This window comes from Jeotgalibaca porci (genome assembly GCF_011299095.1).
Taxonomy (GTDB): Bacteria; Bacillota; Bacilli; order Lactobacillales; family Aerococcaceae; genus Jeotgalibaca; species Jeotgalibaca porci.
Genome location: NZ_CP049889.1, coordinates 1,165,240 through 1,188,115, shown reverse-complemented (window position 1 = coordinate 1,188,115; position 22,876 = coordinate 1,165,240). Strand labels below are relative to the sequence as shown.

Sequence of the window (22,876 nt, the reverse complement as noted above, 5' to 3'; positions counted from 1 at the left end):
GATTCAAAAACAAGTAAAATATTTTACTTGTTTTTTTACTTAATCTTATTTACACGTAAAACTTGCAATGATAGGATGAGGTCATAAAAGCGTTTACAAAAAATAGCGGAGGTTTTGAAAATGGTAAAAACATCTAAATGGTTATTGGCTGCAAGTGCAGGATTATTATTAGCTGCCTGTGGGCCAGGTGAATCAACAACTGAAGAGTCAGTTGCTGACACTGGCAATGGATCTGATGAGCGTCAAACGTTACTCGTGTGGGAAGATATTGAAAAATCTAATGGTATTGAAGAGGCAATTGCTGCCTTTGAAGAAGAATATAATGTAGATGTCGAAGTTGTAGAAAAAGCGTATGCTTCTCAAATTGAAGACTTGCGTTTGGATGGACCTGGTGGAACAGGCCCCGATGTATTGACCATGCCAGGAGATCAGATTGGTACCGCAGTTGTTGAAGGGTTATTAGCTCCTCTTTCGACAACAGAAGAAGTTCAAGGTATTTATACCGATGTTGCAATGAACTCTCAAAAAGTGGATGGAACAGTTTACGGACTTCCTAAAGCAGTGGAAACGACCATTCTTTATTACAACAAAGAGATCATTTCAGAAGAAGAACTGCCTACAACATTAGAAGGTTGGTACGATTTATCTAAAGAACTGACAAACGGTGATAACTATGGACTATTGGCATTGTGGGATCAAATTTATTATGCACAAAGTTTGATAAGTGGTTATGGCGGCTATATTTTTGGCCAAGATGCGGATGGAAATTATGATACAACGGATCTTGGTTTAAACAATGACCGAGCAGTTGAGGCTGTTGAGTATATTTCTACTTGGTATGAAGAAGGACTATTTCCGTCAGGTATGATTGGAGAGCAAGCGATCAATGTTTTAGACTCTTTATTTGCTGAAGGAAAAGCGGCGGCTGTTATTTCTGGTCCATGGAATTTAGGACCTTATAGTGATGCAGGAATTGATTACGGAGTTGTATCTTTCCCGACACTTCCAAACGGTAACCCGATGAGTGCGTTTGTTGGCGTGAAAAGCTATAACGTTTCAAGCTACTCCAAAAATAAAGAGCTCGCACAAGCATTTGTTGAATTTATTACGAATGAAGAAAACTCTTTAAAACGTTATGAAATAACAAAAGAAGTTCCTGCAGTAACGGTACTAGCTGAGAACGAAACCATTGCACAGGATCCAGCTGCTCAAGCAGTAGCAGAGCAAAGTCAAAACTCTGAATTAACACCAAGTATTCCAGAAATGGCAGAAGTTTGGTTGCCAGTAGATTCTGCTCTCCAGACAGTTGCAACTAAACAGCAAACAGCTAAAGAAGCGCTGGATACTGCTGTCCAAACTATTAAAGACCAAATCCAAGCGAACCATGGTGGTAACTAACGCTTAAAAATGCGAAGGAGAAAAAATGAAACATAGACGAACTGCTGCTGCCCTCTCTTTTATTCCAGGAGGAGGGCAGCTTTATAATAAACAATGGTTAAAAGCCTTAATTTTCTTTCTAACAACTGCTGCTTTTATCCTTGTATTCTTTGATTTACTGAATATGGGATTATGGGGCATTGTGACGTTAGGTGTAGAGACACCACGTGATAATTCTGTTTTTCTATTAGCTGAAGGAATATTATCACTTATTGTTTTAGCCTTTGGTATTGGCTTGTATTATCTGAATATCCGTGATGCGTATGCGAACGGAAAGCGCCGTGACAACGGCTTGCCCGTTCAAAATTTAAAAGACAATTATCATAACTTGATTAATCAAGGGTATCCGTATTTAATCAGTGGACCGGCTCTTATATTACTTATTTTTTCAGTTGTTTTTCCAATTTTATTTAGTTTTGCGCTCGCGTTTACAAATTATGACTTGTATCACTCGCCGCCTGCTAATTTGTTTGATTGGGTAGGATTACAGACTTTTAAACAAATATTTACGGTAAATATTTGGCGCCGAACATTTTTCGATGTTCTATCATGGACCGTCGTCTGGACGTTATTCGCATCCACATTACAAATTACATTGGGTGTTTTTCTAGCCGTTTTAGTGAATCAAAAAGAACTGCACTTTAAGAAGTTAATACGGACGATTTTTGTTTTACCGTGGGCTGTACCAGGATTCGTAACTATCTTAGTTTTTGCAGGGATGTTTAATAACAGTTTTGGAGCAATTAACAATGATATTTTGGCATTTTTCAAAATCAGTCCCGTCATGTGGATGACAGATGCGACGTGGACACGGGTTGCTTTGATTATCATTCAAGGGTGGTTGGGATTCCCGTATATCTTTACCGTTTCAACGGGTGTGTTGCAATCAATTCCCGATGATTTGTATGAAGCAGCCAACATGGATGGAGCAACGGCTTTACAAAAATTCCGCAACATTACCTTACCCGTTATTTTAACGGCGATGGCTCCTACTTTGATTACGCAATACACGTTTAATTTTAACAACTTTAATATTATTTACTTGTTCAATGGCGGAGGTCCGGCTGTAGCAGGATCAACGGCAGGTGGAACGGATATTTTAGTTTCCTGGATTTACAAATTAACGATGCAGTCCAGTCAATATGCAATAGCTGCAGCATTGACGATTCTTCTTTCTGTCTTTGTTATCACGATTGCAATGTGGCAATTTAGAAGAACGAATAGTTTTAAAGGAGGCGAATAATTATGTCTATAAATGGAAAATGGCAAAAAAGACTTAAATTAGGGGCAAGCTATGCCCTTATAATTTTCGTGATTATTGCGATTTTGTATCCCTTATTGTGGACGGTCGGCGCAAGTTTTAATCCAGGTAATAGCTTGGTAAGTACGAGTTTAATTCCAAAAAATCCGACGATTCGCCACTATCAAGAACTATTCTCGGGAAAAGCGAGCCTCCCTTATGGCCAGTGGTATCTAAACTCTCTTAAAATTAGTATCTTTACCATGCTTGGTACGGTCGTGAGCGTTTGTTTTACGGGCTATGCATTTTCACGGTTTCGTTTTAAAGGGCGTCAGAATGGATTGACGTTGTTCTTGTTGCTACAGATGATTCCGCAATTCTCAGCACTCGTTGCTATTTTTGTACTTGCTCAAATAATGGGGCTAATTAATAGTCATTGGTTCCTCATTCTCCTCTATATAGGTGGACAAATTCCGATGAATACCTATCTGATGAAAGGGTATATGGACACGATTCCATACGATTTGGATGAGAGCGCACGTATTGATGGTGCGAGTCATACACGGATTTTTTGGCAAATTGTGTTGCCGTTATCGAAACCGATGATCGCTGTGGCTGCAATGAATGGCTTTACCGGGCCACTGGGAGATTTTATTATTTCTTCAACAATCTTAAGAAGTACACAGTATTATACGCTGCCAATTGGGCTATATAATTTAGTGAATGATGTGATGGGAGCAAGTTATACGATGTTTGCTGCTGGCGCAATTTTAATTAGTATTCCTGTAGCATTTGTTTTCCTACTGCTACAGAAGAACTTTGTGTCTGGCTTAACATCAGGAGGTACAAAAGGATAAGGAGTGTTTGAGTTTGAAAGGTCTAGAGAACATATATGCTACACGAGAAAAAAGATTTTTACATGGCGGGGACTATTTCCCAGAGCAGTGGTTGCATCTTCCAGAGTATTTACAAGAAGATATTAAATTAATGCAGATTGCGAACACAAATACATTCTCAATCGGGATGTTTGCATGGAGTCGCTTGGAACCAGAAGAAGGCGTTTATGATTTTGAATGGTTGGATGAAGTGATTGATCGTATTCATAGTTTTGGAGGCAACGTTATCCTTGCCACTCCGAGTGGCGCCAAACCGAGTTGGATGGCGAAAAAATATCCTGAAATTCGCCGTGTAAATAATCGACGCGAACAAGAGTTACAAGGGCGCCGTCATAACCATTGCTTTACGGCACCGATTTATCGCGAAAAAATTAAAATGATTAATCGAAAATTAGCAGAGCGGTATCAAAATCATCCCGCTATCTTAATGTGGCATATTTCAAATGAATACAGCGGTGAGTGCCATTGTAATCTTTGTCAGGAAGCTTTCCGTTTATGGGTTAAGAATCGCTATAATCATGATTTAGAAGCAGTAAACGTGGCGTGGTGGGCAACGTTTTGGAGTCATCGTTATTCCGGCTGGGACGAAATTGAATCGCCTTCTGTATTGGGCGAAGATGCTATGCACGGTCTCACTTTGGATTGGCAACGTTTTGTAACAGATCAAACCATTGATTTCTATAAAGAGGAAATTATACCACTACGGGAGCTCACACCTCATATTCCAATCACAACAAACTTTATGGCAGATACAGCTGATTTGATTCCTTTCCAAGCGCTAGACTATAGTAAATTTGCAGAGCATGTAGACTTAATTTCATGGGATGCTTATCCTGCCTGGCATTCAGATACGCAAACGGACAAGGAATTGGCGGTTAAAGTTGGTTTTATTGATGATTTATATCGTTCATTAAAACAGCAACCTTTCTATATTATGGAATCTACACCGAGTTTGGTTAACTGGCATGATGTAAATAAGGCTAAACGACCAGGGATGCATTTACTTTCCTCGCTGCAGCATGTGGCGCATGGCTCGGATAGTGTAATGTATTTCCAATGGCGGAAATCACGTGGTGCTTCTGAAAAATTCCATGGCGCGGTTGTAGATCATGACAACAGTACTGAAAATCGTGTGTTTAAGGATGTTCAAGAAGTCGGGGCCTATTTGAATAAATTGGAAGAAGTTGTTGGGACTAATCGAGATGCGGAAGTAGCCTTTATTTATGACTGGGAGAATCAATGGGCGCTGCAAACCATCCAAGGATATAGCTCGGAATCATTACGTTATCCGCAAACTGCTCAAGAACATTACCGTCGTTTCTGGGAGCGTGATATTCCGGTTGACGTTTTGAATGTGAACCAAGATTTCACTGACTATAAATTGGTTGTAATTCCAATGCTGTATATGATGAAAGCAACATTTATGGAAAAAGTGGAAGCCTATGTGAAAGCAGGCGGAACAGTTGTAATGACATATATTTCCGGAGTCGTGAATGAAAATGACCTGGTATATGAAGGCGGTTGGCATGAAAAGCTAGAGAACGTTTTTGGCTTAACCGTTACAGAGACTGACACGTATTATCCGAGTGATGAAAATAGTTTGAATTTTCAAGGTAAGGATTATGTGGTTAAAGATTATGCGACTCTTCTTGAACAGAAAACAGGAGAAGTAATTGGTACATATGGAGCTGATTTCTATCAAGGAACACCGGCAGTCATGAAAAATACGTATGGTGATGGTAACAGTTACTACATTGGGGCACGAGCGGAAAGTGCCTTCCAAAATGACTTCTATGATCAATTAATTCAAGAATTGGCTATCATACCGCCATTTGAAGCAAATCACAGCGAAAATGTATCGGTACAAGTTCGTAAAGGGCCAGATTCGGCATACATTTTTGTAATGAACTTTGGTACGGATGAAGAGACAATTACATTTGAAGATGAAGTGATTGACTTGATTACAGGCGAAAAAGTGGCACGTAAAATCACATTGAATGGCTATGGTGTACGTGTTTTCAAAAAAATATAAAGATAGAAACGTACTGAAACAAAACATTGTTTCAGTACGTTTTTTTAGTATAGGGTTTTATAAGTTTCTGGAGGAACGTTATTCATTGCTTTCTTTTTGTTCCATGGATGGTAAGATAATAGATTTTTACCGCAAAAGGGTCACTATAAAATCGTTAAATCGGTTTGAGTGAGCTATTTAGTTGGCAGAATGATAAATAGACCGGCTTTCAGCCGTTAACCATAGGACGTATGCCGGTAATTAGATGATTTTACCGGCGTCCAGCGATACTCATAAGTCTGTAAGCCGGTATAATTTCTTTTTTATTGAGAAAATACTAATAAAAGTGCATAAAAATCACGGCTCTCATACCGAGCTGCATTCAGTAGACAAAAATATTTTTTAATGCTATTCTAATTTTAATTGAATAAGAGGTAGCAATGTAAAAGAGTAGTCACAGGGAGAAGGCGTTCGATGATGCGTGATGAAAGGTAACCATTGCCGAACGGTGTAAATTGGCAAGTTTTCATCGTGGGGGTATAGGGAATACGTATATCACTCCTACTAAATAGTAGAGGCGCTGACAAATTGTTACATCATGATATGTAAACAGTGTAAAAGGCGCCGGTATTGGGCGTCTTTTTTTATATAGAGAAATACGGTATTCAGGAGGAAATGAGATGAAAGAACTTGTTATCGGGGGCGTGAAAGCCAGCGAATTGACGGCGCAATATGGCACGCCGCTTTATGTCTATGATCAACAGAAACTTGAGGCTAATCTGGAAGCTTACACGACCTATTTTAAATCGGATGTTTTTCAAACGCGTATTCTTTATGCATCAAAGGCTTTTCAAACCATCGGGATGTTGGATTTAATTGCTGAATACGGCTTGGGCGTGGATGTTGTGAGCAGCGGCGAATTGTATACAGCCTTGAAATCCACTATGCCAGTCGAAAAAATCTATTTCCATGGGAATAATAAAACGACTGAAGAACTGCGAATGGCTCTTGAAACGGGCGTGAAACACATGGTGGTTGATAATGTGATGGAGCTGGAAGAGCTAGCTGGTTTAGCTGCGGAGTACAAAGAGAAGTTGCAGGTCCAAATACGTTTAAATGTCGGAATTGAAGCACATACGCACGAATATATCGTTACGACACATATTGATTCAAAGTTCGGAATCGCCTTCGGAAGTAGCGATTATGAGGCCTGTATAGCTATCCTGAAAAAAAGCGATTATTTGGCATTGGAAGGTTTTCATGTACATATTGGCTCGCAGATTTTTGAAATGGATGCGTGGTACGCGGCGATTGATAAGATGCTGGGCTATTTACAAACCTTTTCGGAACCGTTGACCTTGAATTTGGGTGGTGGTTTTGGCGTTCGCTATACGGATGCGGATCAACCGATGCCGATTAAAGAAAATATGGCGCAAATAGTGACGTATTTAGAGGATAAATTGCAAGAAACCGGCGTAAAAATTCGGGAAGTAATGATTGAGCCGGGGCGGAGTTTGGTTGCGGAAGCGGGCACGACTCTGTATGAAATTGGTTATCAGAAAAAAACACCGAATAAGCAGTATTATTTTGTCGATGGCGGGATGGGAGATAATATCCGGCCAAGCTTGTATCAGGCTGACTATTCCTGTGATGTTGCAAATAATATGACAGCTGAGAAGTCAGAGTTAGTGACAGTGGCGGGTAAATATTGTGAATCTGGCGATGTTTTAATTCATGATGTGTATTTACCGCCTGTTAAAAAGGGTGACATCTTAGCCGTTTATTCGACAGGAGCATACGGTTATGCGATGAGCAGCAACTATAATCGGAATGCAACACCTGCTGTTGTATTTGTTAAAGATGGGGAGTCCCGAGTCATTGTAAAACGACAGACTTTAGCTGATTTAATCAGAAATGATGTAAAAACGGAGGCGGATAAGCATGCTTAAAGGATCGATGGTCGCACTTGTAACCCCAATGGATGAAGAGAATCGGATTAACTATCCAAAAGTAGCAGAATTATTGGAATGGCACATTGAAAATAGTACAGATGGCCTGGTAATTCTTGGAACTACTGGTGAAGCTTCGACAATGACGTTCGAAGAGGAGAAGGAATTTGTAGCCTTTTGTAACGATAAAATTGCGAAACGGGTCCCGATGATTGTCGGCAGCGGCAGCAACAGTACGGCAACTGCTATTTCCAATAGCCAAGCCTTCGCGGAATTGGGTGCGGACTATTTATTGGTGGTGACGCCGTATTACAACAAAACGAATAATGAAGGAATGATTCGTCATTTTGAAAGTATTGCTGACAGCGTGACTGTGCCCATTATTATGTACAATGTTCCGAGTCGAACGGGGTGCAATATTACGCCAGAAGTAGTTGGTAAATTGGCGAAACACCCCAATATTATTGGTATCAAAGAAGCATCCGGTGATATGAGCTATGTCATGAATATTTCCAAATATATTAATGAGACCTTTGCCTTATATAGCGGAAATGATGATGTGATTGTGCCGCTGTTGAGTGTCGGTGGAACCGGAGTAATCAGTGTTTGGGCGAATATTATGCCGAAAGAAGTGCATGATTTGGTGCGTTTATACTTGGATGGTAAAACGGCAGAATCTTTGGCGATACAAATAAAATACCTGGATTTGATTGCGGCTTTGTTCTATGAAGTGAACCCGATTCCGGTTAAAGCAGCTTTGAATTGGATGGGGTGGGAGGTCGGTTCTCTGCGGATGCCATTAGGTGAAATGGGAGCGGAAGCCTATCAACGATTAGTTTTAGTACTGGAACGATTCGAGGAGGAATTACGTTGAAGATTGGATTAGTGGGCTACGGGGCCATGGGAAAGGTGATTGAGCAATGCGTAGCTGAAAATGATGAATTAGTTATTTTTGCTCCGGAACTGAAGACGGTATTAGATGACACCAGTGAAAAAGTAGATGTGTTGATTGATTTCTCAAATCCGCGTGCATGTGACGCGATTTTAGCGTATGCAGAAAAAAATAACGTTCCCGTCGTGATTGCGGCAACGGGACACAGTTCTGAGCAGTTAGAGAAAATTGCTGCGTTAGCCACACACGTTCCTGTTCTTAAGAGCGCAAACTTCAGCTTGGGCGTTAACTTGGTCAACCGGATGCTCCGGGAATATGCGCCGATTTTGAAAGATTTTTTTGATATTGAAATTATTGAAAAGCACCACCGTTTGAAAGAAGATGCCCCTTCCGGGACTGCGAAACTATTTGCTGATACCATCAACGAAACATTGCACTATGATTTCGTGAATGGACGTGACGGTTTCAGCAAACGCCAGGATAAAGAAATTGGTGTCCATGCGGTTCGCGGTGGATCGATTGTTGGCGAACACGAAGTCATATTTGCCGGGATGGATGAAATTATTTCCCTCAAACACGAAGCATTTTCCAAGAATATTTTTGCAAATGGTGCACTGAATGGGGCGAAATGGTTAGTGGATAAAGAAGCAGGATTGTACGATATGGAAGCAGTACTATTTGGAAAGTAACTATGCCCTGAAGAAATTTGGATTGGAACGTTTTGGCCAAATTTAGGAGTGCTTTTGTTCCAATAAGTTATGATTGGAACATTTCGACTCATTTTTTAGGCCCAAATGTTCTAATCACTATTTATTGGAACGTTTTGAACAAGAAGCGAAGCGATTATGTTCCAAATAAAAAAAGACCTTTCCAGGTCATTTTTTATGAAGGTTGGTCGGGAATGACCCAAAATAACATAAACGTTAAAAAGGCCATTAACCCAACAATAATAGCTTTAATAATCGTGAGCGGGGCAGCCCAGACAGAAATGCCCATTAAAATATATATGTTAGATAGGATTTGCCATTTTTTCCGGCGGGGAATGGCTTTTGTTTTGGCATAATCGGCAACATAAAAGTTGTAAATTTTCGTATTTTGCAGCCAACTATGAAAACGACTGGAGCTATGGGCGAAACAGTATCCGGCCAACAATAAAAAAGGGGTTGTTGGCAAAATGGGTAGAATCGTTCCAACGCTTCCCAAACCGAAAGAAATGACTCCTATAGTGAGTAGGAATGTCCGTTTAATTGTCATTCATCCTTTTTATTAAAAATTGAGCGATTAGAGGCAGAGCGATTGGCATCCTAGCAGTTTAAAATGAATATGTAAATAATATCACAAACTAAATGAGAATGCATTTTTGATAGCGCTTTACAACATGATTTTAAGAAAAAATGTTATAATTCAGCTGTATAATCGTCTAAAATAAACCAAAAAGGAGTATTCTCATGAAAAAAATAATAATGATTCTTGCTGGCCTCGTTGTTTTATTGGGAGGGATTTATGTTTTTACACGTCCAAAATCTTATGTTACGGAAGTGAAAGATGAGACGGCCTATGAAGCAGTGATGGCTGAAGAAGTCGCTTACTTGTATTTTGGTCGTGATACCTGTCAGTATTGTCGTAAATTTGAACCTTTAATGAACGAAGCCATCCAAGAAACAGGTACCGAAGTTTATAAATATGATACCGATAAACACAAAAATGACAAAAACTTCCAAGATATTATCGCTGCAAATGAAGTCGTTACCGTGCCTAAATTAGTGCGCTTGGAAAAAGGCATCATTACCGATTTTGTTGATCATACGCATACCCAAGCAGATATTACAGCTCTGTTGAATGGCGATTAAATGGTTTTATTTAAAATCGCAGTGTCGGACATGATCATTAACCATACCGATTGCTTGCATAAATGAATACATAATCACCGGACCAACAAATTTGAACCCGCGTTTTTTCAAATCTTTACTAATCAGATCAGAAAGGTCACTTTGAGCAGGAACATCGGCTTCTTCTTCCCAACTATTGATAATAGGTTCTGAAAATCCCCAAATATAATTTGAAAAGCTGCCAAATTCCATTTGGATTTTTTGGAAGGCAATGGCATTGGAACGAACGGACCGAATTTTCAGTTTGTTCTTAACGACGCCCGTCTGTAGGCGTATTTCCTCGAGTTCATCATCAGTCAATACAGCACATTCGGCCACAGAAAATTGTCGGAATGCTTCGCGGTAATCTTCGCGTTTATTCAATATAATTTGCCACGATAACCCCGCTTGTGCGCCTTCCAACGTCAACATTTCAAAGAGATAGGTATCATCGTAACGCGCCACTCCCCATTCATAATCATGATATTTCTGCATAGTCAGGTCATTTCCGGCCCATTTACAACGCTTTACCATAATCGCCACTCCTTTATTAAAATTTCCTCATATCTAAGGTTAACATTTTATTTTTGAATCCGATATGAAAAGAGATAACTGTATCTAAAATTCACTTAAAGGAGTGTTGCAGGTTGGATGCTATAGGGGCAAAGAAAATTAAGATGAAAAAGTCAAAACGGGGATTCGAATGGGGAAAGTTACAATTCAAATACCGGTCAATTCGTGCACGCTTATTAATCATTTTTTCAGTCTTTATTTTCTTTTTGATTGGGATCGGTGCTTCAACGCTATTGATGTTTCGATCTGTAAATGCAAATGTCGAAAAAATTATCGATGAAGATATGGTATTGGTGCAAAGTTACGAAAAAATGTCTTATCTGATGTCCCAACGTGTTGCTAATTTACGTGGTTATCTGTTAACAAGTGAAGGTAGATATCTACTCAATTTTAATGAAAATGTAAAAGAGAGTGAAACTTATCAGCAAGAAATTACCGCTCTTGACGCTGATAGTACGACAGACAACCTTTTTGAAAGTCTGTCAGAATGGGAAGTTTATGTCCAAGAAAATATTATTACTGTTCTTAAAGATAAACAACGCGCACAAGCTGTTCAGAATATGAACACGTACGCAAATCCAAAAGCAGAAGAGATTTTAGCAGCGATAACAGAACGATCAGATTCGCATTCGGCAGCGATTCAGTTGAATGGGGAAGTATTAGTCGCTAATACAAATAGAGGCGCACTAATTTTGGCAATGGGTGTCGCGGTTATCAGTTTGTTAGCAGTTGTAGTAGCACTCTTATTCTCACGTGATTTTGCCAAATCAATTCAAATTGTGATGCATCGTTTAAACACGATTAAATCGGGCCTCTTAAATCAAGAGCCTTTACCGGTTGATGGTGGCGGGGAAGTAGTCGCATTGACGCAAGCTACAAACGATATGCAAACGCATCTTCTCTCCATTATTAATCAAATGAAAACAAGCGCAGAGGCCTTAATGACACAAAGTGAGACCCTCTCATTTTCAGCGAGTGAAGTGCAGTCCGGTTCGGAACAAGTTGCGGTAACGATGCAGGAACTGGCAACTGGAACCGAGAATCAAGCGCAATCCACGTCATTATTAGCGACGAATATGACAGCTTTCAAAGCAGAAGTCGAAACGGTTACACGCGCTGGTAAAGCAGCGAACAAATCTTCGCAAACCATTGTTTCTTTTTCTGGAAAAGGGAAAAAGAATATGACAACTTCAAAAGAGCAAATGGAAAATATTAACCAAATTGTCGAAGAGGCAGTCTTAAAAATGGAAACCTTAGATCAAGGTACAAAAGAAATAGGGAAGTTAGTTGCGATTATTGATGACGTTGCGAACCAAACCAATTTGTTGGCTTTAAATGCAGCAATTGAAGCAGCACGGGCAGGTGAACACGGCCGTGGTTTCGCCGTTGTGGCTGATGAAGTACGTAAGTTATCGGAACGCGTCGCGGAATCCGTGAAAGATATTACAGCTTTTGTAACGAATATTCAAACCGAATCACATGTCGTGGTAGAATCTTTGCAAATGGGTTATACAGAAGTGCAGGCAGGACTCTCCGGAATCACAGAAACAAGTCAAACTTTTGATACCATTACGCACTCTTTAGAGACTGTAGTTGCAAATATTACGCAAATAAACAAAGAACTTAACCAACTGGCAGAAACGGGTAACGATATGAGCCATGCTATTTCAGAGATTGCCTCTGTTTCAGAAGAATCAGCAGCCGGTGTTGAACAAACATCAGCTGCTTCTCAAGAAATCAATAGTACGATGGAAGAAGTTGCTACGAACGCGCAACAGATCAAGCAACAAGCAGAGTTATTGAACAAGGTTGTAAATCAGTTCCAAATAAATTAAAAATGTCCCCCTAATTACTGAGCAGAGATGCTGAAGTGGTTAGGGGTTTTTGTTTTTTTAATTAAATAAAACATTTTGTTATAGCTTAAATTTGGACAAAATTTACCGATAATAAAGGAGGTATAGAAAAGTATAAAATTAGGAGTGACTGTATTGGACGTTTCAGACAAATTAAATTTAAAGAAAATAAACTTAAAGGGGAAAGGGCAGATAAAAAACATTAAGATTGGAAAGGTTGCCTATTCCGACTTAAAGATTAAGCAACGTTTACTACTCGCCTTTTCAGTAATTATGCTATTTATGACGATTATTGGCGCAACTAGCTTGTATACATTCCAACAGACATATTCGAATGTCGATGAAATGGTATCAGAAGATATTACGACTATGAAAATATATGACAATGTCAATTACTATTCAGCGCGTCGTTTAGCAGCTGTTCGTGGGTATTTTTTGACAAGTAAAAATAGTTATGTCGAACTAATTGATGAATATTCAGAATTGATGAATATTGAAATAGCGAAAATACTAGCTAAAGGTGTATCACCAGAAATTGAAACGGCCTTTCAAGAACTATCATTGTTGGATGTTGTGTTAGCTGAGCAACTGAATGCAATTAAAGAGGGCGGTAGTCGAGGAGATGCGCTACGAGTTGTAAATACGAAATATAATCCGCAATTTGAAAAGTTGGCAGACCAAATTACGGCCTTTTCACTTACTCAAGCTGATTTGGCGAAAGACAAAACAAGTACCGTTTTAGCTCAAATGAAGACAAGTATAAAAATAATGGCTGTATTGTTAGTAGTTGCGCTTATTCTCGGTATTATTTTGATTGTGTTATTCGCTAACAGTATTACGAAACCAATCATCACTGTCATGGAAAGATTGAAAATAATCGCTGCTGGTAAATTGGGCCAAAAACCTTTGGAAGTACCTGGTAAAGGTGAGATTTCCCAATTGATGGAAGCGACGAACCTACTACAAGGACGCTTTACCGAAATGGTTACGAATATTTCGGAAGCAGCTTCGGAACTGGCGCAACACAGTGAAGAGTTATCGCAATCATCTAATGAAGTGCGTACAGGGTCTGAACAAGTTGCCATGACGATGCAAGAATTGGCAATTGGAACGGAAAATCAAGCACATGCAGCCAGCCAAATGGCTACACAAATGGACCAGTTTGGAACGGATTTCGCCCATGCGTCTAAGAGCAGTTCTAAAATCAGTAAAGACTCAAGTAAAGTGGTCGGATTATCTGATCAAGGCCAAGAATTGATGCAAGCTTCAAGCCAACAAATGGCACACATTAATGACATCGTTCAAGAATCAGTTGTAATGATGGGCGACTTGGACAAGAGTACGCAAGAGATTAATAAATTGGTTGTAATTATTCGCGGTATCGCGGATCAGACGAATCTTTTGGCGCTTAACGCGGCAATTGAAGCGGCGAGAGCCGGCGAACATGGCCGTGGATTTGCGGTTGTTGCTGACGAAGTACGTAAACTTTCTGAGCAAGTAGCTAACTCAGTTCAAGAAATTACCGTATTTGTTGAAACGATTCAGAAAGAGTCTAATCATGTCACGCGTTCTCTAGCAGGCGGATCGACGGAAGCGAAACTCGGGTTGGAAACGATGACAGAAACACGCGCAACTTTCGAAAAAATATCCAAATCCTTAAACGATATGGTTACGGAAATTGAAGGAATGAATAGTGACATTCACAATCTTTCTGAAGCAAGTGCTGAAATGGGACATTCTATTTCTGAAATCGCATCTGTTTCTGAAGAGTCTGCTGCCGGTGTAGAAGAGACTTCTGCAGCGTCACAAGAAATTACAAGTACGATGGAAGAAGTTGCAGTAAATGCAAACCAAATTGCGGAACATGCCGAAATGCTGAATCGTATGGTAGCAGAATTCCAATTATAAAAAAGTGAGAAGAGGGAACATATGACGAAATTCATCAATTTTATCTGCAATGAACAACAATTTGCGCTCACGATTGATAGCGTCGAGAAGATATTACTCTACAAAAAGCCAGCTTTGATTCCAGATACATCGGCTTATATCAACGGCTTCTTATCTTATAACGACATCCCACTTTTATTGATCGATATGAAAAGGCGCTTGTTCAATGAAAAATTAACGCCAAATGAACAAACGAAAGTGATTGTTGCCAACTGGAAGAACAAAAAAATCGGTTTAATCGTAGAACAAATTACACAAGTAAAAGAATATCCAATCACTGATGTCGAGCAAGCTGAGTCAACCAACGGCACAGCAAAAACAGCTTATATCATTGGTACTTTTCAGGAAAATGACGACATCACCCTTCATATTGATGTAGACATGTTGTTTCCACTTGAAGGAGAACAAGAAATAGAGGGGTTAATTGAAAAGTAAAGGGGTTTTAGAGGATGGAGAACGACCTTAAAGTTGGGATAGGGGAGTATAAATCATCCCGTGCCCCACAATCATTAGTTACGATCGCATTGGGCTCTTGCGTTGGTATCGCACTGTATGAGCCGCGGTCAAGGATAGGTGGACTAAGCCATATTATGTTGCCGGACAGTACCGCTTTTCATGGAGAGAAAAAGCCTGGAAAGTTTGCTGATTTAGCCATACCGTCATTAATTGATGAGATGCGTTTGTTAGGTGCAAAAGGAGATTTAACCGCCCGAATAGCGGGTGGGGCCAGTATGTTTCAAGGTAAAAAAACATCCCCACATCTCCAAATTGGACGAAGAAATGTTGAAGCAGTGAAAAGGATATTGGAAGAATTGGATATCCCTATTCTTGGTGAACACACGGGCGATCATGTGGGACGTTCGATGAAATTTGATTTAGAGAAACAGACGATTCAGGTTCGAACAGCCAATCGTGAATATATCGATTTATAAATGAGGTGAATGGGATGCCGATACGCATATTGGTTGTAGACGATTCTGCATTTATGCGCAAAATCTTATCTGCACAGATGAATAGTATTGAGGGGTTTGAAGTCGTTGCAACAGCCGTTAACGGTGAGACTGCTTTACAGAAAATGGACATGTACAAACCGGATGCCATTACGCTTGACGTTGAAATGCCAGGTATGAACGGACTTGAGACCGTCAAACGCATTCGAGAAAAAAGCAACACTCCTGTTTTTATGTTGAGTTCTTTGCAAGGAACAGATATTACCATTCAGGCATTAGAATCCGGTGCAACGGATTTCATTGAGAAGCCAAAGAATCTTCGAGAAAATCCAGATGCTTTCCGGAATGAATTAGCTTCCCATATTGGTGCGGTTTTCCAAAGAAAAGCCAGAATACCAGCGGAAGTTAATGTTCAACGAAAAAAGCGAATTGTTGATACGGCATTTAAAGCAGTGGTCATCGGTGCTTCAACGGGCGGACCAAGAGCGCTATTGCAAGTCATCCGCAGTTTACCAAAAGATTTAGCTATTCCGGTATTTATTGTGCAACATATGCCGGAAGGCTTTACCCAGTCCTTTGCGCAGCGGTTAAATCAAAATGCTGCCGTTCCGGTCAAAGAGGCGGTACATCAAGAAGTTGTTGTACCGGGAACGGTGTATGTGGCTCCGGGTAATTACCACATGGCAATTGAACACAACACTATCCAATTATCACAAACCGAAAAGTTAAATGGTGTCCGTCCAGCAGTCGATGTTTTATTCGAATCTGCTGCGAAAAAATACACATCCGATTTGTTGGCTATTGTGATGACGGGAATGGGTAAGGACGGCACGGTCGGAATGACCCATGTCAAAGCAACCGGCGGCGTTACAATCGTACAAGATGAAGAAACCAGCGTCGTTTATGGGATGCCCGGAAATGCCGTCAAAGCAGGCGTTGTGGATGCCATTTACGATTTGGATGACATAGCGAAATTATTGCACGATATTGAAAGGTGAGTTTATGACACAACAATTTGAAGCATTTTACGACTGGTCTAAACGGGAACTAAACTTACAATTAGATGGTTATAAACAAAAGCAATTGCAAAGACGTATTAATACCGTGATGATAAAAAGCGGAGCAAAAAACTTACGTGAATACGCAGAAGCAATAAAAAAGAATGCAGACATCAAACAAGAATTTCTGGATTACATTACGATCAACGTAACAGAATTTTACCGCAATGCACAAATATTTGCCGAGTTCGAACAGATTTTATTGGAAAAAGTAGCCCCGCGTTATCCGAACTTAAAAATCTGGAGTGCAGCCTGTTCAACAGGCGCCGAAGCGTATTCAGTGGCAATGGTTCTGAAAAAGAACCGTCTGCACGAGCAGAGTAAAATAATCGGCACAGACATTGATGCTACTATTTTACGAAAAGCAAAAGAGGGCGTTTATCGTGATGCGGAAATAAAAAATGTCCCGTCTGCTGATTTGAAGAAATATTTTACAGTGACTAACAATAAATATCATTTGAATCAAGAAATTAAGGACTTGGTGCAATTTAAAAAGCACGATTTAATTTTGGATCGCTATGAAAAAGGGTGTCATGCGATTATTTGTCGAAATGTAACGATTTACTTCAACGACGAAGTAAAAAATAAGATTTACCAAGACATCAGTGATTCACTGGTTGTAGGTGGTATTTTCTTCATTGGTGCAACAGAAACGATTTATAATCCCAAACAATATGGCTTTCAAAAAGTAGGGTCGTTCATTTATGAGAAAATTGAATAGGAGGGATAAAGTTGGATGATAACAGTCAATTTTTAGATATGTTTTTTGAGGAAACCGACGAGCATTTATTGAAACTGAATGAATTAGTCTTGGAATTCGAAAAGGACGCATCTGATACGCAAATATTAAATGATATTTTTCGGTCTGCACATACCTTAAAAGGGATGGCAGGAACAATGGGCTTTGAAAAGATGACCGAAATTACACATAAACTAGAGAACGTTTTCACAATTTTAAAAGAAGGCAAGATAATAGCGAACCAAGAAGTTATCAGTGTCGTTTTTAATAGTTTGGATGCTTTAGCAGAAATTGTGGAGCATATTCGCCAGGGAACAGAAGATACCGCTGATTATTCGGAAATAACGAATGTCTGTGACCGCATTGTCGCACGTGCAAATGAAACGAACGCTGTCGCATCCGTTCAAGACGCGGATGTCAGTGAATTAGAACTCGACGAAACAGATTGGAATGTTATCGAGTCTGCCCAAACCAACAATTACAATACCTTTAAGATTAAAATAACAATCGAAGAGGAAAGTATGATGGTGAACGCACGTGTATTCCTTATTATTAATAAATTGGAAGAAGCGGGAGAAGTCATGAAGACGGATCCTCTTGTCGAAGTTCTGGAATCAGAAGAGTTTGGAAGAACGTTCCAATTGTTGTATATTACCGAACGCGATCAAGAAGCAGTTTTGAAGCTTATTAATGAGCAAAGTGAGATCGAAGCGGTCGAAGTTTCTCTAATCGGTGAAAAACCAAAAGCTGTCAGTGAACAAATCGTTAGCGTAAATAAGGAAAAAACCAGTACGGTGCAAGCTCATAATCATAGTCAATCTGTCCGGGTCGATTTAGAAAAGCTGGATTCGTTTATGAACCTTGTTTCAGAACTAGTCATTTATCGCACACAACTAGAAGATATTAGTCAAAAAACGCAGAACAAAAAACTTGAAGAAACACTGACATATGTTTCACGTGTAACCAATCAATTGCAAACGCTTGTTCTGAATATCCGCATGCAACCCTTACAAACTGTAACTAGCCGCTTCCCACGTGTGGTTCGTGATTTGAGTAATGATTCTGGTAAACCGATGGAATTAGTCATTGAAGGTGATGATACCGAATTAGATCGGACGATTGTCTCTGAACTCAGCGAGCCCTTGATTCACTTGATTCGTAATAGTGCGGATCACGGAATTGAATCGCCAGAGACGCGTAAAGCGTTAGGTAAACCAGAAAAAGGAACCATTAGAATCTCGGCTTATCAAGAAGGAAATCGGGTCTTTATTACAGTATCTGATGATGGAAAAGGCTTGGATGCGGAAGCAATTAAGCAAAGTGCGGAGAAGAAGGGAATTTCAACGGCGGGTTTGTCTACCCAAGAAATTCAAGAACTAATCTTCCATCCGGGCTTCTCAACAGCGGATAAAGTAACTAAAATTTCCGGTCGTGGTGTTGGAATGGACGTTGTGAAGACGAAAATTCAAGAACTGGGCGGCACAATTCTTACGAAGAGTGAAGAAAATGTCGGTTCGTCTTTCCGATTGAGTTTACCTCTGACTTTGTCGATTATTCCGGCACTATTAGTTAAAGTAGAAACACATACGTTTGCGATTCCACTAAGCGTCATTAATAAAGTCATTCATGCCAAGGCTGAAGACATTAAAGAAATACACGGCGGCGAAGTGCTGGTCGAAAATGGCAAGACAATTCCACTCATTCGCTTAGAGGATCAACTGGAAATAATGCATGATGAAAATGCGAGCAGCCATATGGTTATGGTGGTTATTGATGGCACTGAATACGCCCTTTCTGTCGATTCGATTATCGGTCAACAAGAAATTGTCATTAAAGAGCTCGGTAAAGAGTTTGTGGATCAACCGGACTACTTAGGGGCAACCATTATGGGAGATGGCAGTATCATTCTCATTTTGAATGTGACGGCTATCTGTCTGGAAAGGAAACAAGCATCTTATGTCTAATAACTTTACCGCAGTCGAAGTTGACATCATAAAGGAAATGATCAATATTGGGGGCGGAAACGTCGCCACAAGTATTTCGAAAATGATCGGAAAAAAAGTACATATGAACCTGCCAATCATTACGCAATTGACGTATAATCAAATCTTCGAGACGATGATGCCAGCCGAAGAAGTTGTGAAGGCTGTTCAGCTAGAAGTAGATGGCGCTATTAAAGGGCAATTTCTATTGTTGGTCGATGAAAAAAATATTATACAATTCAGTCCGGAAGATAGACAACTGATTCAAAATGAAGAGCTGGTTAACTCTGCCCTATGCGAGTTGGCGAATATCTTAGTGAATCAATTTATACAAGCCATTGTGAGCTTGTTCGATGTCCCACTCATGACGTCAGTGCCTTATTTAGCGGAGGACATGTTTGGTTCGTTATTGAGTAGTGCTTACTTAGAAGAATTCCAATTTGACGATCAAGTTTGGATTTTTAAGAATGAATACTGGGTTGAAAACGAAAAGTGGGATTCATCCCTCTATTTCGTACCGCAAGACGGAATACTTGAAAGTTTTTTAGAATATATGAGAGAAAAAGGAGAAATATAAATAATGGTTAAGAATATTTTAGTAGTAGATGATGCAGCATTTATGCGTATGAAATTGAAAGATATTTTGGAGAAAAATGGCTATACGGTTGTGGGAGAAGCTGCAAACGGCTTAGAAGCTGTCACAATGTATCAAGAACTAAAACCTGATTTAGTAACAATGGACATAACAATGCCAGAAATGGATGGAATCGATGCTTTGAAACAAATCAAAGCAGCAGATGCAGCTGCAAAAGTTATTATGTGTAGCGCAATGGGACAACAAGGAATGGTGATGGATGCGATTAAAGCAGGTGCCATTGATTTTATTGTGAAGCCTTTCGATACTGCACGTGTTGTGAAATCGTTAAGTAAAGTCACAAACTAATAAGAGGGGGATACAAGATGCAATTGGTTATATTTTCCCTACAAGATAAACTTTACGGTATGCCATCCGTTGCAGTTGAAGAAATTACGGGTGCTGTATCTTGGACAGCAGTACCTAAGGCGCCACTGTGGCTACTGGGACTGATTAATCTTCGTGGTAATGTCATTTCTCTTCTTCATTATGAACGTTTTATGAACATTGAAGATAAGACGGAGAATAATGAAGAGTTGTGCTACAATAACACCATCATAATTAAGCACAATGGGAAACAAGTGGCCTTGGCCGTTGATAAAGTTCATGAAGTGATTGATATCAATGAAGATGACATTCAATTACCAGTTGAGGGCGAAGGTATTTTTCGCGGCGTTTTTTCACAAAAAGATGCCGTAATAAGCTTAATTCGCTTATCAACTTTGTTTTCCAAGAATGAGGGGTCAAATTGAATCCAGTTTTATCACAAGAAGAAATAGATGCGTTGATGGCCGGTATGCAAAGTGGTGAAATCGATGTCGCAGTACTTGAAGAAAAAGAACAGGTGAAGATTAAGCAGTATGACTTTAAACGACCTGTTCGTTTATCTAAAGAGTATATATCTACACTCACAATGGTATTTGAAGAATATGCCAAAATCTCGGAAAATTTATTGACGACCCAACTTCAATCGAGTGTATCGATGCATTTAAAATCAATCGAACAAGTAAGTTTTGATGAATTTCTGCATTCTGTTCCGTATTTTACAATGATGGGTGTCTTTCATGCGAGTCCTCAACCAGGGATTCAAATTGTTGAATTGAACCCACAAATTTGTTTCCAGCTCGTAGAAATTATGTGCGGGAGTGCGGACGAAGCGTCTTTTACAAAAGAAGTTACTAAAACGTATTTTACAGAAATTGAACGGGCGATTTTGGAAGATATTATCCAACAGTTTGGTGTAGCGTTCCAGAACGCATGGCGGGATATTGCGGATATGGACGTTTCATTGGATTCAATGGAGACAAATTCACAATTGATTCAATCCATTTCACCCAATGAGCCGGTATCGTTAATTACTTTTGAAATAGAATTATTAGGAAATACATCCTTTTTAAATCTCTGTATTCCTTACATTTTCTATGAATCAATGTTAGAGAAATTAAGCTTCCGGAACTGGTTCCATAGTGGAAAAGAAGCCGATGCAAGTGACCAGGACCATCTGGAAAAAAGCTTGCAAGCTGTTGAGCTGAATGTCGAAGTGACATTAGGAAAAACAGAATTAAGCTTGGAGAATTTCTTGCAGCTTGAATTAGGTGACATTGTGCCACTTCAAAAACGTACGAGCGATCCACTCATCTTATCAATCGAAAAACAACCCTATTACCTCGTTAAACCAGGTATATTGGAAGATCAAATGGCCGTTGAAGTATTACAAGATATTGGAGGAAATCAGGATTAATGAGTAATGAAAAATTAACGCAAGAAGAAATAGACAGCTTGATGTATGGCAATGCGGCTGCTGCTTCTGAGACCGCATATGATTTAACCCAAATGGAAAAAGATATTATTGGTGAAGTAGCAAATATTTCCATGTCGCAAGCAGCAACCACTCTTTCTGAGTTATTGGGTCTTCAAGTTTTGATTACTACACCACGCGTCAAAGTAACATCCATTGATAAAATCTTAAAAGATTCTCCGCGTCCAAGAGTAATGACGACCATTGCTTTCAAAAAAGGGATTAAAGGGAGCAATATGTTGCTGTTGGACATTTCTGATTCAGGTAAAATTGCGAACCTGATGATGGGTGGCGACGGGCAAGTGATGATGGACACTTTAACAGAGTTGGAGTTGAGCGCTGTAGGCGAAGCAATGAACCAAATGATTGGTTCTGCCTCAACGGCAATGGCGACGATGTTTAATCGCGTTGTGGATATTTTACCTCCAGAAGTAAATGTGTGGACGGAGAATGAAGTAACGCCATCAAGCGCTACCGAAATTACCAATGAAGTGTGCGAAATATCTTTCCAGCTTGTGGTTGAAAATGTCTTGGAAAGTACCATTATGCAAGTCTTTACAATGGATGCTGTGAAAGATATGATTGAAATCATGTTGGGTGATGAAGCGGAAGTCATAGAAACAGCAGCAACGCCTAAGCCGGTCGCAGAAGTACCCGTGCAGGAAGAAACAGAAAAAGTGGCTGTTCAAAAGCCAAAATTCCAGGCGCTAGAAGTGAACGATGTTACAAATACGCCTAAAAACTTAGATTTAATTATGGATGTCCCGCTTGAGTTCAGCGTTATGTTGGGTGAAAGTAAAAAAACAATCCGTGATATCTTAGCTCTAGGCACGGGTTCTGTTGTAGAACTAGACAAATTAACAGATGAACCGCTAAATATTTATGTAAATGGTAAAATGATTGCGCAAGGAGAAGTCGTGGTTATTAACGAAAGTTTTGGTATTCGTATTACGAACATCCTGAGTAAAGAGAATAGATTACGTAATATATAAGCTAAAAAGACAAAAGAAATCATTTCTTTTGTCTTTTTTGTATGAAAAAGGTTAATA

At 39.7% G+C, this 22,876-nt stretch carries 22 protein-coding genes and 1 riboswitch; of the genes, 20 read left to right on the top strand and 2 right to left on the bottom strand.

Going from position 1 to position 22,876, the window contains the following annotated elements; all coding sequences use genetic code 11:
* Nucleotides 1-120 precede the first annotated feature (120 nt).
* The 7 genes from G7058_RS06040 to dapB all read left to right on the top strand — a co-directional run bounded on the left by G7058_RS06040 (nt 121) and on the right by dapB (nt 9,114).
* Nucleotides 121-1,398, top strand: coding sequence for an extracellular solute-binding protein (locus G7058_RS06040; protein ID WP_166062709.1), 1,278 nt, complete (start codon nt 121-123; stop codon nt 1,396-1,398).
* Nucleotides 1,399-1,423: 25 nt separating this feature from the next.
* Nucleotides 1,424-2,680, top strand: coding sequence for a carbohydrate ABC transporter permease (locus G7058_RS06035; protein ID WP_166062708.1), 1,257 nt, complete (start codon nt 1,424-1,426; stop codon nt 2,678-2,680).
* 2 nt (nt 2,681-2,682) lie between these two features.
* A complete protein-coding gene (locus G7058_RS06030) occupies nt 2,683-3,534 on the top strand; it encodes a sugar ABC transporter permease (protein ID WP_166062707.1) in 852 nt (283 codons plus the stop codon).
* A 13-nt stretch (nt 3,535-3,547) separates the two neighbouring features.
* Nucleotides 3,548-5,605 (top strand): beta-galactosidase, encoded by a 2,058-nt coding sequence (locus G7058_RS06025; RefSeq protein WP_166062706.1) that lies wholly within the window; start codon nt 3,548-3,550, stop codon nt 5,603-5,605.
* Nucleotides 5,606-6,005: 400 nt separating this feature from the next.
* Nucleotides 6,006-6,175: riboswitch (Lysine riboswitch) on the top strand.
* Between the two features lie 89 nt (nt 6,176-6,264).
* Entirely contained in the window at nt 6,265-7,533 is a 1,269-nt protein-coding gene (lysA, locus tag G7058_RS06020; RefSeq protein ID WP_166062704.1) for a diaminopimelate decarboxylase, read from the top strand.
* Nucleotides 7,526-8,407, top strand: coding sequence for a 4-hydroxy-tetrahydrodipicolinate synthase (gene dapA / locus G7058_RS06015; RefSeq protein WP_166062703.1), 882 nt, complete (start codon nt 7,526-7,528; stop codon nt 8,405-8,407). Before lysA ends, dapA begins: the two co-directional genes overlap by 8 nt.
* Nucleotides 8,404-9,114 (top strand): 4-hydroxy-tetrahydrodipicolinate reductase, encoded by a 711-nt coding sequence (dapB, locus tag G7058_RS06010; RefSeq protein ID WP_166062702.1) that lies wholly within the window; start codon nt 8,404-8,406, stop codon nt 9,112-9,114. The genes dapA and dapB overlap by 4 nt, the downstream gene beginning before the upstream one ends.
* A 193-nt stretch (nt 9,115-9,307) precedes the next feature.
* Here dapB and G7058_RS06005 read toward each other — a convergent pair whose 3' ends face one another.
* Nucleotides 9,308-9,679 (bottom strand): YbaN family protein, encoded by a 372-nt coding sequence (locus tag G7058_RS06005; protein WP_166062701.1) that lies wholly within the window; start codon nt 9,677-9,679, stop codon nt 9,308-9,310.
* A 194-nt stretch (nt 9,680-9,873) separates the two neighbouring features.
* Between G7058_RS06005 and G7058_RS06000 the strand changes: the two genes are divergently transcribed.
* The gene (locus G7058_RS06000; RefSeq protein ID WP_166062700.1) at nt 9,874-10,275 is read left to right on the top strand and encodes a thioredoxin family protein; all 402 of its coding nucleotides are present in this window, start codon (nt 9,874-9,876) and stop codon (nt 10,273-10,275) included.
* A 6-nt stretch (nt 10,276-10,281) separates the two neighbouring features.
* Here G7058_RS06000 and G7058_RS05995 read toward each other — a convergent pair whose 3' ends face one another.
* Nucleotides 10,282-10,827 (bottom strand): DNA-3-methyladenine glycosylase I, encoded by a 546-nt coding sequence (locus tag G7058_RS05995; RefSeq protein ID WP_166062699.1) that lies wholly within the window; start codon nt 10,825-10,827, stop codon nt 10,282-10,284.
* Between the two features lie 113 nt (nt 10,828-10,940).
* Here G7058_RS05995 and G7058_RS05990 point away from each other — a divergent pair, with 113 nt between their 5' ends.
* The 12 genes from G7058_RS05990 (at nt 10,941) to fliY (ending at nt 22,819) form a co-directional block, all read left to right on the top strand.
* Nucleotides 10,941-12,701 (top strand): methyl-accepting chemotaxis protein, encoded by a 1,761-nt coding sequence (locus tag G7058_RS05990; RefSeq protein WP_227004392.1) that lies wholly within the window; start codon nt 10,941-10,943, stop codon nt 12,699-12,701.
* A gap of 153 nt (nt 12,702-12,854) precedes the next feature.
* Entirely contained in the window at nt 12,855-14,627 is a 1,773-nt protein-coding gene (locus G7058_RS05985) for a methyl-accepting chemotaxis protein (RefSeq protein ID WP_166062697.1), read from the top strand.
* A 21-nt stretch (nt 14,628-14,648) separates the two neighbouring features.
* Complete coding sequence (locus G7058_RS05980) at nt 14,649-15,101, top strand: chemotaxis protein CheW (RefSeq protein ID WP_166062696.1); 453 nt, start codon at nt 14,649-14,651, stop codon at nt 15,099-15,101.
* A gap of 14 nt (nt 15,102-15,115) precedes the next feature.
* Nucleotides 15,116-15,598: a chemotaxis protein CheD gene (locus G7058_RS05975; protein ID WP_166062695.1), complete on the top strand. Its 483-nt coding sequence runs from the start codon at nt 15,116-15,118 to the stop codon at nt 15,596-15,598.
* A 14-nt stretch (nt 15,599-15,612) separates the two neighbouring features.
* A complete protein-coding gene (locus G7058_RS05970) occupies nt 15,613-16,614 on the top strand; it encodes a protein-glutamate methylesterase/protein-glutamine glutaminase (protein ID WP_166062694.1) in 1,002 nt (333 codons plus the stop codon).
* 4 nt (nt 16,615-16,618) lie between these two features.
* Nucleotides 16,619-17,395: a CheR family methyltransferase gene (locus G7058_RS05965; protein WP_166062693.1), complete on the top strand. Its 777-nt coding sequence runs from the start codon at nt 16,619-16,621 to the stop codon at nt 17,393-17,395.
* A gap of 11 nt (nt 17,396-17,406) precedes the next feature.
* On the top strand, nt 17,407-19,377 hold the full coding sequence (locus G7058_RS05960) for a chemotaxis protein CheA (RefSeq protein ID WP_166062692.1): 1,971 nt from the start codon (nt 17,407-17,409) through the stop codon (nt 19,375-19,377).
* Nucleotides 19,370-19,972: a chemotaxis protein CheC gene (locus tag G7058_RS05955; protein WP_166062691.1), complete on the top strand. Its 603-nt coding sequence runs from the start codon at nt 19,370-19,372 to the stop codon at nt 19,970-19,972. The genes G7058_RS05960 and G7058_RS05955 overlap by 8 nt, the downstream gene beginning before the upstream one ends.
* A gap of 3 nt (nt 19,973-19,975) precedes the next feature.
* A complete protein-coding gene (locus G7058_RS05950) occupies nt 19,976-20,338 on the top strand; it encodes a response regulator (RefSeq protein ID WP_166062690.1) in 363 nt (120 codons plus the stop codon).
* A gap of 17 nt (nt 20,339-20,355) precedes the next feature.
* Nucleotides 20,356-20,781, top strand: coding sequence for a chemotaxis protein CheW (locus G7058_RS05945; protein ID WP_166062689.1), 426 nt, complete (start codon nt 20,356-20,358; stop codon nt 20,779-20,781).
* Nucleotides 20,778-21,770 (top strand): flagellar motor switch protein FliM, encoded by a 993-nt coding sequence (gene fliM, locus G7058_RS05940; RefSeq protein WP_166062688.1) that lies wholly within the window; start codon nt 20,778-20,780, stop codon nt 21,768-21,770. The genes G7058_RS05945 and fliM overlap by 4 nt, the downstream gene beginning before the upstream one ends.
* The gene (gene fliY, locus G7058_RS05935) at nt 21,770-22,819 is read left to right on the top strand and encodes a flagellar motor switch phosphatase FliY (protein ID WP_166062687.1); all 1,050 of its coding nucleotides are present in this window, start codon (nt 21,770-21,772) and stop codon (nt 22,817-22,819) included. Before fliM ends, fliY begins: the two co-directional genes overlap by 1 nt.
* Nucleotides 22,820-22,876 lie beyond the last annotated feature (57 nt).

What these genes read in the sequence shown, in the direction of transcription:
- G7058_RS06040 (WP_166062709.1), top strand. Translation starts at nt 121, where the DNA reads ATGGTAAAAACATCTAAATGGTTATTGGCTGCAAGTGCAGGATTATTA.
- G7058_RS06035 (WP_166062708.1), top strand. Translation starts at nt 1,424, where the DNA reads ATGAAACATAGACGAACTGCTGCTGCCCTCTCTTTTATTCCAGGAGGA.
- G7058_RS06030 (WP_166062707.1), top strand. Translation starts at nt 2,683, where the DNA reads ATGTCTATAAATGGAAAATGGCAAAAAAGACTTAAATTAGGGGCAAGC.
- lysA (WP_166062704.1), top strand. Translation starts at nt 6,265, where the DNA reads ATGAAAGAACTTGTTATCGGGGGCGTGAAAGCCAGCGAATTGACGGCG.
- dapA (WP_166062703.1), top strand. Translation starts at nt 7,526, where the DNA reads ATGCTTAAAGGATCGATGGTCGCACTTGTAACCCCAATGGATGAAGAG.
- G7058_RS06005 (WP_166062701.1), bottom strand. Translation starts at nt 9,679, where the DNA reads ATGACAATTAAACGGACATTCCTACTCACTATAGGAGTCATTTCTTTC.
- G7058_RS06000 (WP_166062700.1), top strand. Translation starts at nt 9,874, where the DNA reads ATGAAAAAAATAATAATGATTCTTGCTGGCCTCGTTGTTTTATTGGGA.
- G7058_RS05995 (WP_166062699.1), bottom strand. Translation starts at nt 10,827, where the DNA reads ATGGTAAAGCGTTGTAAATGGGCCGGAAATGACCTGACTATGCAGAAA.
- G7058_RS05980 (WP_166062696.1), top strand. Translation starts at nt 14,649, where the DNA reads ATGACGAAATTCATCAATTTTATCTGCAATGAACAACAATTTGCGCTC.
- G7058_RS05975 (WP_166062695.1), top strand. Translation starts at nt 15,116, where the DNA reads ATGGAGAACGACCTTAAAGTTGGGATAGGGGAGTATAAATCATCCCGT.
- G7058_RS05970 (WP_166062694.1), top strand. Translation starts at nt 15,613, where the DNA reads ATGCCGATACGCATATTGGTTGTAGACGATTCTGCATTTATGCGCAAA.
- G7058_RS05965 (WP_166062693.1), top strand. Translation starts at nt 16,619, where the DNA reads ATGACACAACAATTTGAAGCATTTTACGACTGGTCTAAACGGGAACTA.
- G7058_RS05955 (WP_166062691.1), top strand. Translation starts at nt 19,370, where the DNA reads ATGTCTAATAACTTTACCGCAGTCGAAGTTGACATCATAAAGGAAATG.
- G7058_RS05950 (WP_166062690.1), top strand. Translation starts at nt 19,976, where the DNA reads ATGGTTAAGAATATTTTAGTAGTAGATGATGCAGCATTTATGCGTATG.
- G7058_RS05945 (WP_166062689.1), top strand. Translation starts at nt 20,356, where the DNA reads ATGCAATTGGTTATATTTTCCCTACAAGATAAACTTTACGGTATGCCA.
- fliY (WP_166062687.1), top strand. Translation starts at nt 21,770, where the DNA reads ATGAGTAATGAAAAATTAACGCAAGAAGAAATAGACAGCTTGATGTAT.